Origin of the sequence: Amycolatopsis orientalis DSM 43388 (assembly GCF_000411975.1) — a bacterium.
GTDB lineage: Bacteria > Actinomycetota > Actinomycetes > Mycobacteriales > Pseudonocardiaceae > Amycolatopsis > Amycolatopsis orientalis_D.
Genome location: NZ_ASXG01000156.1, coordinates 1 through 15,296, shown reverse-complemented (window position 1 = coordinate 15,296; position 15,296 = coordinate 1). Strand labels below are relative to the sequence as shown.

Genomic DNA, 15,296 nt, shown 5'->3' with positions numbered 1-15,296 from the left:
GAGCCCGAATTCCCCGAGCCTCTTGACCGGTGTGTTCGCGGTCTCCTAGCATCCGGATATACGCATCGATCGTTCCTAAATACGCACGCAACGGCGCGCGCAGGCTGGCTTCCGCTCGCCCGTGCCCCAGTTCCGGAGAGCAGGACCATGCCCAGTGTTGTGGACGACAACGTCGGAACCACCCGGAAAGCCCCGCGCGGAGTCGGGATCGCGGTGGTCGCCGGCTCCGCGCTCGAATGGTTCGACTTCTACCTCTACGCGTCGATGGCCGCGCTGGTGTTCGGCCACGTGTTCTTCCCGCCCGGCAACGACGCCGCCGCGACGATGGCCTCGGTCGCGACCTTCGCGGTCGGCTTCCTGGCCCGGCCGATCGGCGGCATCGTGTTCGGCGCGCTCGGCGACCGGATCGGCCGGAAAAAGGTGCTGTCGTGGACGTTCGTGCTGATGGGCGTCTCCTCGGCGGGGATCGGCTTGCTGCCCAGTTACGCCAGCGCCGGGCTGGCCGCGCCGGTGCTGCTCGTCGTGCTGCGGTTGCTGCAGGGACTCGGCGCGGGCGCGGAGTTCGGCGGGGCGATCGCGGTCGCCTACGAGCACGCCGACCCGCGCAAACGCGGCCGCCAGGGTTCGTGGCCCGCGCTCGGCGTGAACGTCGGGCTGCTCGTCTCCTCGCTCGCCGTCGCCGGACTGACCACTATGGACAAAGAGTTCCTGCACGGCTTCGGCTGGCGGAGCCCGTTCCTGGCCAGCTTCCTGCTCGTCGGCGTCGGGCTGTGGGTGCGCCGCCGGGTGCCGGAAACCCCGGAGTTCGAGAACCTGGTGCGCAGCAAGAAAAACCGGCCGCGCGGATGGGCTAACCGGCCGCTGGTGAAGCTGTTCCGCAGCGACTGGCGCGCGCTGGCCGTGGTCATGGTGATCACCATCGGCTACAACGGCGTCAGCTACGTGTTCAAGACGTTCTCGCTGGCCTACCTGACGAATTTCCGCGGAGTGCCGGCGAACATCGGCGCGCTGGGCATCAGCATCGCGAGCGGGACGGCGATCGTGACGGTGCCGGTCGCCGGGTGGATCAGCGACCGGATCGGCGCGAAGAAGGTCGCGGTCGCCGGCGCGGTCGCCACCGGGCTGCTGGCGTTCCCGTTCTTCTGGCTGCTCGACACCGGCGTCAGCTGGTACATCTGGCTCGGCCTGGTGTTCGCGACCGGGATCGTGGTCCCGGCGATGCTTTCGGCGCAAGGGGCGTTCCTGGCCAAGCAGTTCCCGGCCGAAGTCCGCTCCACCGGCCTCGGCACCGGGCGCGAGGTCGGGGGAGCGGTGTCCGGCGGGCTCGCGCCGCTGGCCGCGCTGGCGATCGTCGAAGCGTCCGCGACGCACGCGACCTGGGGCGTTTCGCTGCTGTTCCTCGCCGGTGCGTTGTGCATCGGGCTCGGCGCGCTCGCCGACCAGAGCCGCGACGCGCTCAACTGAGCCGCGGCCACCGGGTACGGGTCCTGGGCAGCTCCGGTCCGTACACGGCTTCGGCGACCGCACGCTTCAGGTTCGCGCAATGATGCAGGACGTGCGCGGGAAAACCGTTGCCGGAAGGGCGTTCCGGCGGTTTCTCGGTGCCGGCGGCCACGAGCGTCCATCCGGAACCGAGTTCGATCAGGCTCCGGTGCTTCGTGGTGTAGTACTCCGGCGAAACGTCGATCGCCACGCCCGTCGCGCCCGCCGCCGCGGCGACCAGGTGCAGGTGGAAGCGGCTGGAGATCCACGTCTGCCCGGGCGCGACCGGAAGGCCGCGGTGCCACACGTCGCGGAACGGATGGAATTCCGCGCCGGGGAGCTCGTGCTCCAGCAACGCGAAAACTTCGCGGTCGACGCGAGGAATTCCTTCCACCACAGCGAGTTCTCCCGGCGGCAGCCGCCACGCGCGCACCAGGTCGAGCACCTGCGCGGCGAGCACGGACGGCGGCTCGGCGCCGACGTCCGACTGGACACACAGGACGAACTCGCGCGACGTGGGCGTCGTCGGCGGGCGCGGGTCCAGGAAGACGTCGTCGCAGGACCGCTCGACGCCCGCGACGCCGTGCAGGAGTTCGGCGGACGGATCGTCGCGCACGTCGACGACGTCGAACCGCTCGGCGAGCGCGCGCAACAGCCCGGCCGCACCGGGCGGGAACGGGACGAAGCCCTGTCCGGTCATTGCCGAACGGGCTCCGGAACGCTGCGCGGCCGCCGCGGCCCCGGCCACCAGTCCCAGGTGCCGGGGCCACAGCGCGTTGACGTAGCCGCCGCCGATCACATGCACGACGTCGAGCCTGCCGAGCAGTTCGATCCCCGCGTCCCAGCGCGGTGCCCGGCCGGGATCGTGCACCGCGGATTGCACCCAGGACGCGACTTCCCACGGATCGTCCGACGGCGCTTCGCCGCACAACCGCCACAACGTGTCGGTGCAGCGCAAACGCGGATGGAGGTCGCCGAACAAATGCTGGGCCGGACCCGGCGAATGCGTGTCGAGCCAGACCTCGGCGTCCGGTTCGGTGCGGGCCAAGCGGCGAAGCCAAGCCGCGGCGATCAGTTCGTCGCCGAAGTTCGGGTAGCCGCTCGGCCCGACCAGGTAATGCCGGCGGGGGGACGGGGCTCGGGTCACGAAGCGACGCTGAGCTGCGTGTCCAACGCCTGGTCGCCCTGCGCCTTCTCGCTTCCGGTCGGCTCGCTCTGGATCCGGTCCTTCGCCACGCCGTCGGCCTCGAGCGCGCTCGCGATCGCCTGCGCCCGCTCCTCGGACAGCTTCTTCGCCTTCTCCGCGTCCGGGTAGCCGGCGTGGGTCTCGACCTTCAGCTTGACATCGTTGCCCTGCATGGCTTTCGCGATCGCGGCGAGGCCTTCCTTGGCCTGGCCGGTCAGTTCCGCCTTCTCCGGCTCGAACTTGATCGGCGACGACTGCGAGGCCTGCTGGATCGCGGCGGTGACCGCCTGCGCGGCCGGGCCGCCCTGCCCGGGGGCTCCGTTCTGGCCGGACGCGCCGTTCTGCCCCGACGCGCCGTTCTGCCCGGCGTCGCCGGACTGGTTCGCTCCGCTGGGCTGTGCGGCTCCGCTGGACTGGGCGGTGTTCTGCCCGGACGCTCCGGATCCGGACGAGTCGTTCGATCCGCCCGACCCGCACGCGCTGACCAGCGCGATGACGGCTGCGGCCCCGACGACCGCCTTGACGAGTGCCCTCTGCATGGAAATTGCGCTCCTTCGGCTGGGTTCGCGGGGATCTGAACACGGGGCCAAGACCGCGGCAACCGGGGCGCGCCGGGCGAACGCGCCGAGCCACTGTGCGGTTTCGCCCCGTCAGCAGGGCGAGGGCGGCGGCTCGCGGCCCGCTCCGCCCGGATTGACATCCACCCGGGTGAGGGACCCGCGAAGTCCACAAAGGACAGTAAGATCCGCCCGCGCCGCCCCGTGTATAACGTCCTATTCAGCTCGTCTTGCGGCATTCCGCCCGGCCTCGCCGACGGCGAACCGGAGGCGCGCGTCCGGTCCGCTCCGGCCGGGAAGAACCCCAGGTCCGGCCCCGGATTCCCGGGGTGCATCTCAGGGTGTTCCCCGATGCCGGCCCGGCGCCGCCGCCAGCATGCTGAGCGATGTGACCCTCATTACGCGGAAAGCCGGGGCGGCCTCGCCCGCGATCGCCGCTGGGGCGCTGGCGTTTTCGCTGGTGCCGATTCTCCTGCTGCACGTGGTGGCGGGTACGGTCGACCCGGTCCGCGACGTCATCAGCGATTACGTCTTCCCGCCCGGCGGGGCGGTGCTGCTCGCGGCGGCTTCGCTCGGGCTGGCGGGCGCGTCGCTGCTGGTCCGGCACGCCTTGCTCAAGCAGGGGCTGCCGAAACGCAGCCCGGAGTCGGTGCTGATCGCGTTGTGGGCGGCCGGATTGGTCGTCGCCACGTTCTTCCCGACCGATCCGACCGGCGCGGAGACGTCGGTTTCCGGTGCGGTGCACCGATATGCCGGCGCGGCGATGTTCGTGTGCCTGCCGCTGGCGGGATGGTTGCTGGCTCGCCGCCGGCCGGAAGCGATGGCGGTGCGCTGGCTTTCGCTGGCCTCCGGTGCCGCTTCGCTCGCCTTTTTGCTGGCCCACGCGCCCTTGCTGGAGCAGTCCGTGCCGGAGTTCCTGGGGTTGTTCGAGCGCGTGCTGTACGCCCTGCTTTACGCACAGCTTTTCGCGGTCGCCGCGATGGCCCGGTCCGAGGCGGTTGCATGACGATTCTCGCCATCGCGCTGGCCGGGCTCGGCGCGTTTTTCTTTTCCGCCGGCGCACTTCTGCAGCATGGCGTCGTCGCCGGGGCGTCCGGCCGGCCGCGGATCGGGGAACTGATCCGGGCGCGCCGCTGGCTCGGCGGCCTGGCTCTGCTCGGCGGCGGAGCAGCGGTGCACGCGGTCGCGCTGGGGATGGCGCCGCTGACCGTCGTGCAGCCGGTGGGGGTCGTCGCCGTGGCGATCACCGCGATCCTCGACCGGCGGCGGCGGGATCTGCCCGCGGTCGCGGTCACCATGCTCGGCGTCGGGACGTTCGTGACCGTCGCCGCGGGCAGCACCACGAGCACCGAGGTCGGCGCCGACGCGCAAACGCGGGCGGCCTTGCTGGTGCTGGGGGTCGTGGCGCTGCTGACGCTGACCGGCGCGCTCGCTTCGCGTCCGTCGGTACGCGGACTGTGTTTCGGCGCGGCCGGCGGCGCTGCCTACGGCTTCGTTTCGGTGTTGATGCGAGCGATTTCCCTCGAAGTCCGCGAGGGGACCGTCGACTTCGGCACCGCGGTGTCCGTCGCCGCGATGGGGGCGGCGCTGCTGGCCGGCGGCTGGCTCGTGCAGCTGTCCTATCGATGCGGTCCGCCGCATCTGGCGGTCGCTTGCCTGACCGTCGTGGATCCGCTGGTCGCAGTGGGTCTCGGCGCCGGGGTGCTGGGGGAGGCCACCCGCCTCGACGCCACGGCGACCGCGGTCGCGCTGACCGCGGCGGTGCTGGCGGTCGGCGGCGTCGCGGTGCTGAGCCGCGGCAGTTCTTCTTCTGTTTCTTCCACCAGATCGGAGCATCCTGTGAACGACGACCGGGCATTGCGCATAGTGGTCGCCGCCGAGACTTATCCGCCGGACGTCAACGGCGCGGCGCAGTTCGCGCACCGGCTGTCCGTCGGGCTCGCCGGCCGCGGCCACGAAGTCCACGTGATCAGCGTCGACCCGGAAGGCCCGGCGCGCACCGAAAGAGACGGCGGCGTCGTGGTGCACCGCGTCCGGTCGCACCGCACGCCGTTCCACCGCACCTTCCGGATCGGCCTGCCCTGGGAGGTGGGCAAGGACGTCGCTGCGCTGCTGGAGGAGCTGCGGCCGGACCTTGTGCACGTCCAGGCGCATTTCGTGGTCGGAAGGTACGTCCTCAAGCACGCCGCCGCGATGGGCGTCCCGGGCGTGGCTACGAATCACTTCATGCCGGAGAACCTGTTCGGGCACGTGCGAGTGCCGGGTTGGCTGCGCGGTGCGGCCTCGCGATGGGCCTGGCGCGACCTGACGCGGGTGTTCTCGACGGCCCGGGTGGTCACCGCGCCGACGCCGCGCGCGGTGGAACTGTTGCACGACAACGGTTTCCCGAAGCGTGCGGTCCCGGTGTCGTGCGGCATCGACATCGACCGGTATCGGCTGCGCGCGGTGTCGCGAACCTCGGCCGACCCGACGGTGTTGTTCGTCGGACGGCTCGACGAAGAAAAGCGCGTGGACGAGCTGTTGCGCGCGGTCGCGCTCGTGCCCGGGCTGCGCGCGGAGATCATCGGGGACGGTTCCTGCCGGGCCGCCTGGGAAAAGCTGGCCGACGAGCTGGGGATCGCCGGCCGGGTGCGGTTCCGCGGGTTCGTGTCCGAAGAGGACTTGCTGGACGCCTACGCGGCCGCGGATCTCTTCTGCATGCCAGGCGTCGCCGAGCTGCAGAGCCTCGCGACGATGGAGGCGATGGCGGCGGGGAAGCCGGTGGTGGCGGCGGACGCGATGGCGCTGCCGCACCTGTGCCGTCCGGGATACAACGGCTGGCTTTTCGAGCCGGGCAACGTGGGGGAGCTGGCGCAGCGGCTGCACGCGCTCGCCGCCGACCCGGCGACGAGAGCGCGGATGGGGGCGGCGAGCGGCAGGCTGATCGCCGGGCACGCGCTGGAGTCCACTTTGGATTCGTTCGAGGCCTGCTATGCCGAGGCGATGGGCCGGGTCGCGGCGCTGCCCGCGGCCGCGTGAGACATCTGGGGACAGGGGGAGGGCCGGGTTCGCCGGACGAAGGGGAGGGATCCGGCGAACCCGGCCGGGCTCAGCCGAGGGTGATCGCGTAGAGCTGGACGCGCGGGTCGTTCGGCAGGCTCACCGACTGCACGGTCTTCGCACCGTCCACTGCGGAGGCGAGGCCGAACAGCCGCACCGGCGGCCCGTCGATCCCGCTGCCCGCCTTGATCCGGTGCGGCATGTCGAGCACGACAGTCGAGCCGGACGGGGTCGAACCGGCCCAGTCGCCGAACGTCATCGGAAGATCCGCGCTGGATCCGTCGCTGTAGTGCACGGTCAGCGACGTGGAAACCGGACCGTTGTGCGACGAGCCGATCACCTGGACCGTCTGGTGCTTTCCGGCGGGCAGCAGCAGCGATTGCCCGCGGGCTTCCACGAAGTTCGCCGCGGTGCCGGTGGGGTCGGGCGCCGTGTAGGTGACTCCATTGTGGACAAAGGGGCCGGCTGGCGGCATCAGGTCAGCGTCATAGCTCCAGCCGCTGCCGTCGAAGTTGCCCTCGGTGGACGCCGCGACGGTCGCGGTCCCGTCGTGGTTTCGGTCGTGGCTGAGATCGACCGCGCACTGGTTCCCGGAGGTCGTGGCGCACACCGTTGGCTGCCGGACTTCGATGCTCGCGCTGCGGGTGACGCTATTCGCTCCGGCACCGGTTGCCGTGAGCTGTACCGAATAAGTCCCCACCGGCGTGTTCGCCGGCACGGTCACGGTGACTGGCGCGGTCTTCTGCGTCGGCAGCCGCGAGGACCACAACAGCTGCAGCGGTTCGGTCTGCACCCGCCATCCGGACGGCGCGGACGAGGTCACGAAGACCGGCTGCGCGCCGGGATTCTGCCCGAGCACGTCCAGGTTCAAGTGGACAGTCTGCGCGGCTGATTGCTGGGGCAGCACAACGGAACTCGGCCGCAGCGTCGCGTCGACATGCCGACGCGCATCGCCGGCCGCCTTGTTCACCGACGGCGGTTCGGTGCCCGGTTGCGTGCCCCAGCTGGACGGTGTCGCACCCACCCGGTGGGCGAGGTTGCCGCCGTGCGCGACCGCGGACCAGTCGAGCCAGGTCTGCCGGACGTCTCGGCCATTGAGCGAAACGCTTTGCACGTAACGGTTCGTGTCGCTCGCGCCGGGCGCGGTGACATTGAGCGCTCCGCCTTGCCGGTCGCCGTACTGTCCGATCCGGACGGTCGCCGATTCGAACTGCGGACTGGACAGGGCGAGGAAGTTCGCACCGCTCATCGTCGGATAGAGACCGAGCGAGGAGAAGACGTACCAGGCCGACATCGTGCCGAGGTCGTCGTTGCCGGTCATGCCGTCCGGGCCGGTAGTGAACAGTGTCATCGCCGTGCGGACGACAGTAGCGGTCTTCGCCGGCGCGCCGACCCAGTTGTACAGGTACGGGGAAAGCAGATCCGGTTCGTTGTTCGGGTTGTAGGTGGCCTTGGCGTAGTAGTCGTACGGGCTGGCGATCCAGTCCTTGCGCGCGGTGCCCGCCGGGTCCTTGAGCAGGTTGTCGTAGGCGAAGAAGGAGTCGAGCCGCTTTTCGGTCGCCTGCTTGCCGCCCATCAGCTCGGTGAGCCCGGCCGGGTCCTGGGGGACGAGCCACTGGTACTGGTAGGCGCCGCCTTCGTGGAACTGGTGGTCGGCGTCGACCGGATCGTACGGCGTGAGCCAGGTGCCGTCCGTGGTGCGCGGACGGAATTGCTTGTCCGCGGCGTTCCACACGTTGCGGTACCACTGGCCGCGGCCGGCGAACGTGCGCGCGTCGGCTTGGTGGCCCAAACCCTGGGCCATCAACGCGAGCGCGGCGTCCGCGGCGGAGTACTCCATGGTGGCCGACGTCGGGTGTTCGCAGTCGTTGTCGCCGCCCTTGGCCGCGCAGTCCTTGCCGAGGGTGAGGCCGCTCGGGATGTAGCCGCGGTCGTTGTAGTAATTCACGCCGGAGCGGCCGTTGTACGGCGAATCGGCGGGCGGGGTGCTGGTCGCGTTCTTCTTGAGCAGCGCGTACGCCTCTTCTTCGTGCCCGGCCAGCAAGCCCTTCGACCAGGCCTCGACGAGGAACGGCGTCACCGGGTCGCCGGTCATGATGTTGGTTTCGCTGCCCGCCAGTGCCCATCTCGGCAGCCAGCCGCCGTCGCGGCCGATCGCCACGACTGACAGCGCGACGTCCCGGGCCACCTGCGGTTCCAGCATTTCGAGCAACTGGTTCTGCGGGCGATAGGTGTCCCAGAGGGAGAAGTTCTGATACGGCGTGTAGCCGTCGGCGCGGTGGACCTTGCCGTCGAACCCGGCGTAGTCGCCGTTGAGGTCGCCGGCCAGGTTCGGATGCAGTTGTGCGTGATAGAGCGAGGTGTAGAAGGCAGTCTGCCGTTCGGTGGTGCCGCCGCTGATCTTGATCGCACCGAGCCGGTCCGCCCACTGCTTGCGCAGCGCGGCACGGGTGGCGTCGAAGTCGTAGCTGTCGCCCGTTTCCTTCGCGAGATTGTCCCGCGCGCCGGCGAGACCGGTGTAGGAAAGTCCCACTTTCAAGACGACATCATGGTCGGTAGCAGCGTCGAAGCTGACCCACGCGCCATTGCCGCCGGTTCCCGCGGCGTCGCGGCTGCCTGCGGTGCGGGTGCTGCCGCGCCAGGTGCCGAAGGAGGCGAACGGGCGGTCGAAGGCAGCGGTGAAGTAGACGGTGTGCTCGTCGTGCCCGGCGCAGAAGCCACCCGCGCGCACGCGACCCTCCAGCGTCCGGTCGCCGACGACGTGGATCTCGGAATCCTTGACGGACTGGTTCGCCTGGCCGGTGTTGAACAGCACGTTGGCCTGGCCGGTCGACGGGAAGGTGTAACGCTGCCAGCCGGTGCGCGGGGTCGCGGTCAGCTCGGCGTTGACGCCGTATTTCTTCAATCCGACGCGGTAGTAACCGGGTTCGGCCTTCTCGTCGGCGTGGCTGTACTCGGATTTGTACGAGTTCTTGTCCACCGAGTCGACGGCCCCGGTGGTCGGCATGACCGGCAACTCGCCCATCACGCCGCAGCCGACGCCGGACAGATGGGTCTGGCTGAAGCCGTAGATCGAATTCTGCTGGTAGTCGTAGCCGCCTTGGCCGCCGGTGTCGGGGCTGACCTGGACCATGCCGAACGGGGCGCTGGCCCCGGGGAAGGTGTTGCCGAAGTTCTGCGTGCCGACGAACGGGTTGACCAGCGACACCGGATCCGGCGCCGGACCCGCCGCCGGGGCCGCGCCCGCGGGCGTGCCGGACACCAGCCCGGCCACCACGAAGCCCGCCGCCGCGACCGCGGCCACCCGTCTCTTCTGCGACCACATGGACGCGCTACCTCCAGGGCTGACAACGTTGTCATCGTGCGAGCCGGTGCGGAGGCGACCGGCTGGTGAGCAGCTTGTCATCCCGCCGCGGGTTTGAGAAGGCCGACAACGGGACAGCTTCCGACCCGGACGCCCGGGTGCGGCGGTTTCGCTGCCGTGCTGCTGGCCAAGAGACGCGGTGCGCCGGGCCGAGACGGGGCGCTTGGTTTTCCCGTCCCCGCGACGTCCGTGCGGAGCACCTGGAAGAAATCAGCGGCCCGCAGGGACGTTTGCGCGCCGCCGAGCGGGTCTCAATCCCCGTCCGGGCAAGCCGGCTCCGGCAACCGCAGCACCGCCCGCGCCCCGCCGCCGGGAAGGTTCGCGAATTCCAGCTCCGCCCCCAGCACCCGGGCTTGCGCGACCGCGATCGTGAGCCCCAGCCCGTGCCCGCCGCCTCGCGAGTCCGTGCCGGTCCGGAACCGCGCGGGGCCTTCCCGCAGCAGCACCTCCGGATATCCCGGCCCCCGGTCGCTGACCGCCACGCACCGGCCGGCCACCTCCACCGTCACCGGCGGGGCCCCGTGCCTGGCCGCGTTCGACAGCAGGTTCGCCAGGATCCGTTCCAGCCGCCGGGGATCCGTCCGCACCCGGACCGCGGCCGGGGCCACCGCGTCCGGCACCCGCCGCCGGACGAACTCCGCCAGGTCGATCTCCGCCGGCTCCGCCCGCTCGGCGGCGGTGTCCAGCCGGGCCACCTCCAGCACGTCCTCCACCAGCGACCGAAGCGCCGCTACCCGGTCGCGGACCAGTTCCGCGGGACGGCCCGGCGGCAACAGTTCGGCCGCGGTCACCAAGCCGGTCACGGGAGTCCGCAGCTCGTGCGCGATGTCCGCGGTGACCCGTTGCTCCGCGGCCAGCCGAGCCTGCAGGGCGTCTGCCATCGCGTCCACTGCCTGCGCGAGGTCGGCCGCTTCGTCGCGCGGACGCGGCCCGATCGCGTCGCGCACCCGGGCCGGAGCGCCGTCGGCGACTTCGCGGGCAGCGTCCGCGGCCCGCCGGAGCCGGCGCGCCATCCCGGCACCGAGCACGACGCCCAGCAGCGCTCCGGCGACAGTCACCACCGCCGAGCCGACCAGCAGCTCCCGGTCCAAAGTGGCCAGTGCCTGCGTTTGCGCCGCGTAGCTGGCCCGCACCGAAACGATATGCCCTCCGGTTTCGGCCGCGGCCCACAGGACCGGTCCGTCCAAATAGGTCGCCCGGTTGCCGCCGCGGACGGCGTCGCGCAGGGGAACGGGCAGCGCCGGATCGTCGACCTGGCCGTCGACGCCGGGATTGCGCAGCAGCAGCTGGATCCATTCGTCCTGCGCGTGCCGGGCCTGGTCGGCTTGGGTGCGCGCGAATTGCTGATGCACCAGCAAACTCAACGTCAACGCGACGGCGGCCGACACGAGCGTCACCGCCGCGGTCAGCCGCCACCGCAGCGTGGCCGGGAAGAATTTCACGGCTCGGCGCGGAGCTTGTATCCGAAGCCGCGCACGGTTTGCAGCCGGTCCTGGCCGATCTTCGCGCGCAGCCGCTGCACGTGGACGTCGACCACCCGGGTGTCGCCGCCCCACGCGTAATCCCAGACGCTGGCCAGCAGGGTGTCCCGGCTGAGCACTGTGCCCGGCGACTCGGCGAAGCGCAGCAGCAGCCGGAGTTCGGTCGGCGTCAGGTCCACTGGTTGCCCGGCTCGGCGCACGTCCAGCCCGGCGCGGTCGAGTTCGAGATCGCCGAAGCGGACGAACGCGTCCTCCTCCGGCCCGGACCAGCCGCTCCGTCGCAGCACCGCCTGGATCCGCGCGATCAGGACCGCGGTGTCGAACGGTTTGGTGACGTAGTCGTCGGCCCCGGCTTCGAGCCCGAGCACGACGTCGACCGCGTCGTCGCGGGCCGAGACCATCAGGATCGGCGTCCGGCTTTCCTCGCGGATCCGGCGGCACAGGCTGACGCCGTTGAGCCCGGGCAGCATGACGTCGAGCAACGCCACGTCCGGCGGATCCGTGCGGAACCGGTCGAGCCCGGCGAGCCCGTCCGCGGCCGTCGACACCCCGAATCCGGCGCGTTCGAGGGCGAGCTGGGTCGCCTCCCGGATCACGTCGTCGTCCTCGACGAGCAGTACCTGCGTCATGTCCCCTCTCACTCCGGCGAAAACCCGCGGCCGGTCCAGCGGTAGCGGGTGACCCCGTTGTTCGGCCCGGTCGCCGACATCGTGGCCAGCTGCCCGTCGAGCACGGTCAGCAGCGCGCCGGAGTTCTCGAGCTTGAACAGCTGTTTCCCGTGGACGGTGTAGACGTAGCCGCCGAGATACGCGCTGACCGGCACCCCGGCCGCGCCGCTGCTGCCCGTGCCCGGAGCGCCGGCCGCAGCGCACGGGTACACGTTCACCACGACGTCGACCTCGCCGGTCAGCTCGTGATAGGCGGTGCGGACGGGATACGACCCGGCGATCGCGCCGTTCGGGCACGGGCGCAGCGCCTCCTTCGTCCGCGCGCTGACCGTCGGGTCCGCGCGCAGCAGAGCGACGGCGTCCACCGTCGGACCGCGGGGGTTGCTCGCCGGTGCCGGGACGGCCGATGCCGGCGGTGCCGGACCGGCGACGCGCACACCGTCCACATCGGAGCAAGCGGTGAGCGACAGCAGCGCGATCGCCGCGAGCACCGTCCTCCGCATGCCTTGCACAGTAGCCATTTTGCCGTCCGCGCGCTGCTCGGTGAGCGCTGTTACCAGACCGATGGGTTTCCTCCGGGCAGCCGCAACGCGGATCGAGGCCGGTGGTGATCCGCCGTTCCTACCTTGGCCGGGACCGACCAGGGAGAGGAGTCCGATGAGGACGGAAGCGGTGCGGGACCCGGCGGAAACGCGGGTGCCGAAGGGACGGCTGCTGGGCGTGGACGCGGTCCGCGCCCTGGCGATCGTCGGGGTGTTCGTCGAGCATTTCTTCGCCAGCGGCTGGCTGCACGGCGGCCCGCCCGACCAGGCGCCCGGCATCCTGACCTGGCTGGACACGCAGACGTCGTCCCGCGCGATGAGCCTGTTCGTGCTGCTCTTCGGGCTGTCCGCGGCGCTGATGACCGGAGGCGCGACCCCGTACGCCGGGAACGAACAGCGGCGCGCCCGCGGCAGGCTCGCGGTCCGGGCAGTGGTGTTGTTCCTGCTCAGCCTGGCGATCGACGAATACGGCAGCTCGGTGATCGAGTACTACGCGGTGCTGCTGCTCCTCCTGCTGCCGCTTACCCGGCTGCGCGCGCGGACGTTGTTCCTTCTGTCCGGCATCGCCGTTCCCGCGGTGACGCTCTACGCCTTCTGGGTGTTCAACTCCCATTCCGACTGGCTGCGTTCCGGTGCCGACACGGCGAGCGGCCTGGCGATCTTCGGGCATCCCGAGCAGTGGGGCGAGTTCTTCAAGGAGATGCTGCTGTTCGGCGGCGGCTTCCAGATCGCCTATGGCCTGCCGCTGGCCTTGGCGGGCATGGCGATCGGCCGCCTCGACCTTCGCGCGCGCGAGGTTCGGATCCGCTTGCTGTACACCGGTTTCGTGCTCGCTTCGGGCTCGGCCCTCGCTTCGTGGATCGCGACCTACCCGCTGGGCGGAGCCGACGCGATCGCGACGAGCCCGCCGCCCGGAATGCCGTGGCAGGTGCTCCTGGCGATGCCGCCGGACGGCTCGCTGTACGCCACCAGCCCGTTCGGCATCGCACTGATGATCGGCGTGGCGATGGTGCTGCTCGGCGGCTTGCTGATCGCCCTGGACCGGCCCCTCGGCCGCCGTGCCTTGTGGCCGCTCGCCGCGGCCGGCGGAATGGCGTTTACCTGGTACGCGGCGCATTTCGCGGTCTTGAAGCTGGTGCCGCAGCCGTATTCGTTCGTGTTCCTGGTGACGGTCGTCGCGGTGATGCTGGCCGCCTCGGTGGCGTGGCGGCACTGGCGGCGGCGCGGCCCGCTGGAATGGCTGCTGCACCGGGCGACGCTGCTCGTGCCGTGAGCCTCCGCGCGAGGTCCGGCGGTTCCGCGGATCCCGCGCAGCGCCGTCGCGCGGGTGCGCACGGCGGGCCAGCAAGATGGCTCCGCGGGAAGTCGCGGACGCGATTGAGTTCCCGGCTTCGGATCGGGCGTCGTGCTGCCGGGCTAGCGACCGGCCATGGACGGTTCCCTCCGGCGGGTGGCCAGCAGAGTGCAGCCGACCGCCGCCGCGTAGCCGAGGGCGACCACGGTCATCGGGATGCTCAGCGACATCGTCGACCCGGCGGTGAGCAGCGTGCCGAGCACCGCGGTGCCCAGCGCGCCGCCGGTCTGCCGGGCCGTGTTCAGCACTCCGCTGGCCAGCCCGGTGTGCTCCTCGGGAGGCGTCGACATCGCGACCGACGTCATCGCGGGCATCGCGATCGAGCAGCAGCACAGCACCACGCCGCCGGTCAGCACCAGCGGCAGGGAATCGGCCGCGGCCAGCAGGAGCGCGCCGAGTCCGGCGAGGCCGAAGCCGGTCAGCATCGGGACGCGCGGGCCGAAGCGGGCGGTGAGCCGTCCGCTGGCGGTGGCTCCGATGCCGATCGCGAGGGTGAGCGGGAGCGTCAGCATGCCGGTCGCGAACGCGCTCTGGCGCAGCGGGCCCTGAAGGAACAGCGACAGGCACAGCAGAGTGCCGTAGAAGCAGAAGTTGAAGAGCAGCCCGGCGGTGCTCGCCGCGGAGAACGGGCGGGACGAGAAGATCGCCAGCGGCAGCATCGGATCGCGGCGGCGCCGTTCCGCCAGGACGAACGCGAGGCCGGTCAACAGCCCGGCGGCGATCAGCGGGAGGGCCCAGCCGGACCGGCCGACCTGGATCAGCCCGCCGGCCAGCGCGGACAGCGCGACGGTGCCGAGGACGAGCCCGTACGGGTCGAGGCGACGCTCCCGCGGCGGCGACTCGACGACGTACCGGCAGGTCAGCACGATGGCGAGGGCGGCGAACGGGAGGTTGACCCAGAAAATCGCCCGCCAGTCGACCAGTGCGATCAGCACGCCGCCCGCCACCGGACCGGTCGCGAGGCCGATGGCTGCGATGCCGCCCCACAGGCCGAGCGCGTGCGCCCGAGCTCGCGGCTCCGGGAACTGCCGGACGATCAGCGCGAGCGAACACGGCAGCAGCGCGGCCGCGCCGACACCCTGCAGCGTCCGCGCGACGATCAGCACGGGAAGGGACGGGGCCAGCGAACACAGCGCGGACCCGACGCCGAACACGACAGTCCCCAGGACACAGACTCGTCGCGCACCGTAACGGTCGCCGAGCGAGCCCGCGGTGAGCATGCCCGCGGCCAGCGCGATGGTGTAGCTGGCGATCACCCATTGTTCGCCGCCCAGGCCGCCGCCGAGGTCGCGCCGGATCGCTTCGACGGCGACGTTCACCACGGTCGCGTCGAGCTGGACGACGAAAAACGGCAGGCAGAGCGCGATCAGTGCGAGTCGTTGCTTGCGTGCGGAGTTCGGTGCCATCACCTGTCCAGGGTGACGCGGAAACCGTTCGGTGCGGGCCGAAGCGTCAGAGGCGGTGCAGTCTCCACGGAAGCCGAGAGGGGTAGGCGTTCATTCTCCCGCTGACGCGCGGTCCGCCGGAGAACTGTCCACAGAGGACTAATGTACCCGGGTGAAGTCCGGCTTGCGGCGTTCGCGGTGCGAGGCGAGGCCTTCGTGCACCTCGGGGCCGCCGAAG

The 15,296-nt window shown here is 71.1% G+C and carries 11 protein-coding genes; 4 read left to right on the top strand and 7 right to left on the bottom strand.

What is annotated here, in order from left to right:
• Nucleotides 1–147 precede the first annotated feature (147 nt).
• A complete protein-coding gene (locus L942_RS32045; RefSeq protein ID WP_051166395.1) occupies nucleotides 148–1,464 on the top strand; it encodes an MFS transporter in 1,317 nt (438 codons plus the stop codon).
• On the opposite strand, the gene L942_RS32040 is transcribed toward L942_RS32045, so the two are convergent.
• Together L942_RS32040 and L942_RS32035 are read right to left on the bottom strand one after the other, a co-directional pair.
• Nucleotides 1,457–2,629 carry a polysaccharide pyruvyl transferase family protein gene (locus L942_RS32040; protein WP_037367555.1) on the bottom strand — a complete coding sequence of 391 codons (1,173 nt, stop codon included), beginning with the start codon at nucleotides 2,627–2,629 and terminating at the stop codon, nucleotides 1,457–1,459. The two genes, L942_RS32045 and L942_RS32040, sit on opposite strands and share 8 nt — an antisense overlap.
• Nucleotides 2,626–3,207, bottom strand: a complete 582-nt coding sequence (locus tag L942_RS32035) for an OmpA family protein (RefSeq protein WP_037367554.1) — start codon at nucleotides 3,205–3,207, stop codon at nucleotides 2,626–2,628. The genes L942_RS32040 and L942_RS32035 overlap by 4 nt, the downstream gene beginning before the upstream one ends.
• Before the next feature lie 406 nt (nucleotides 3,208–3,613).
• Here L942_RS32035 and L942_RS32030 point away from each other — a divergent pair, with 406 nt between their 5' ends.
• Nucleotides 3,614–4,231, top strand: a complete 618-nt coding sequence (locus L942_RS32030; protein WP_235079530.1) for a DUF998 domain-containing protein — start codon at nucleotides 3,614–3,616, stop codon at nucleotides 4,229–4,231.
• Nucleotides 4,228–6,243, top strand: a complete 2,016-nt coding sequence (locus tag L942_RS32025; RefSeq protein ID WP_037367550.1) for a glycosyltransferase — start codon at nucleotides 4,228–4,230, stop codon at nucleotides 6,241–6,243. Before L942_RS32030 ends, L942_RS32025 begins: the two co-directional genes overlap by 4 nt.
• Nucleotides 6,244–6,313: 70 nt before the next feature.
• Here the strand turns inward: L942_RS32025 and L942_RS32020 are convergent, their stop codons facing one another.
• From L942_RS32020 to L942_RS42245, 4 genes are all read right to left on the bottom strand, one after another.
• The gene (locus L942_RS32020) at nucleotides 6,314–9,589 is read right to left on the bottom strand and encodes a GH92 family glycosyl hydrolase (RefSeq protein ID WP_037367548.1); all 3,276 of its coding nucleotides are present in this window, start codon (nucleotides 9,587–9,589) and stop codon (nucleotides 6,314–6,316) included.
• 290 nt (nucleotides 9,590–9,879) lie between these two features.
• Entirely contained in the window at nucleotides 9,880–11,070 is a 1,191-nt protein-coding gene (locus L942_RS32015) for a sensor histidine kinase (RefSeq protein ID WP_037367545.1), read from the bottom strand.
• Nucleotides 11,067–11,738, bottom strand: coding sequence for a two-component system response regulator CseB (gene cseB, locus L942_RS32010; RefSeq protein WP_037367544.1), 672 nt, complete (start codon nucleotides 11,736–11,738; stop codon nucleotides 11,067–11,069). The genes L942_RS32015 and cseB overlap by 4 nt, the downstream gene beginning before the upstream one ends.
• 8 nt (nucleotides 11,739–11,746) lie before the next feature.
• Nucleotides 11,747–12,280 (bottom strand): hypothetical protein, encoded by a 534-nt coding sequence (locus L942_RS42245; RefSeq protein ID WP_158684568.1) that lies wholly within the window; start codon nucleotides 12,278–12,280, stop codon nucleotides 11,747–11,749.
• A 154-nt stretch (nucleotides 12,281–12,434) separates the two neighbouring features.
• On the opposite strand from L942_RS42245, the gene L942_RS32000 reads away from it, so the two are divergent.
• Nucleotides 12,435–13,592 carry a DUF418 domain-containing protein gene (locus L942_RS32000; protein ID WP_037367542.1) on the top strand — a complete coding sequence of 386 codons (1,158 nt, stop codon included), beginning with the start codon at nucleotides 12,435–12,437 and terminating at the stop codon, nucleotides 13,590–13,592.
• Between the two features lie 143 nt (nucleotides 13,593–13,735).
• On the opposite strand, the gene L942_RS31995 is transcribed toward L942_RS32000, so the two are convergent.
• Nucleotides 13,736–15,079: an MFS transporter gene (locus L942_RS31995; RefSeq protein WP_037367540.1), complete on the bottom strand. Its 1,344-nt coding sequence runs from the start codon at nucleotides 15,077–15,079 to the stop codon at nucleotides 13,736–13,738.
• Nucleotides 15,080–15,296: the final 217 nt, after the last annotated feature.

What these genes read in the sequence shown, in the direction of transcription:
- L942_RS32000 (WP_037367542.1), top strand. Translation starts at nt 12,435, where the DNA reads ATGAGGACGGAAGCGGTGCGGGACCCGGCGGAAACGCGGGTGCCGAAG.
- L942_RS32035 (WP_037367554.1), bottom strand. Translation starts at nt 3,207, where the DNA reads ATGCAGAGGGCACTCGTCAAGGCGGTCGTCGGGGCCGCAGCCGTCATC.
- cseB (WP_037367544.1), bottom strand. Translation starts at nt 11,738, where the DNA reads ATGACGCAGGTACTGCTCGTCGAGGACGACGACGTGATCCGGGAGGCG.
- L942_RS32025 (WP_037367550.1), top strand. Translation starts at nt 4,228, where the DNA reads ATGACGATTCTCGCCATCGCGCTGGCCGGGCTCGGCGCGTTTTTCTTT.
- L942_RS32045 (WP_051166395.1), top strand. Translation starts at nt 148, where the DNA reads ATGCCCAGTGTTGTGGACGACAACGTCGGAACCACCCGGAAAGCCCCG.
- L942_RS32020 (WP_037367548.1), bottom strand. Translation starts at nt 9,589, where the DNA reads ATGTGGTCGCAGAAGAGACGGGTGGCCGCGGTCGCGGCGGCGGGCTTC.
- L942_RS31995 (WP_037367540.1), bottom strand. Translation starts at nt 15,079, where the DNA reads ATGGCACCGAACTCCGCACGCAAGCAACGACTCGCACTGATCGCGCTC.
- L942_RS42245 (WP_158684568.1), bottom strand. Translation starts at nt 12,280, where the DNA reads ATGCGGAGGACGGTGCTCGCGGCGATCGCGCTGCTGTCGCTCACCGCT.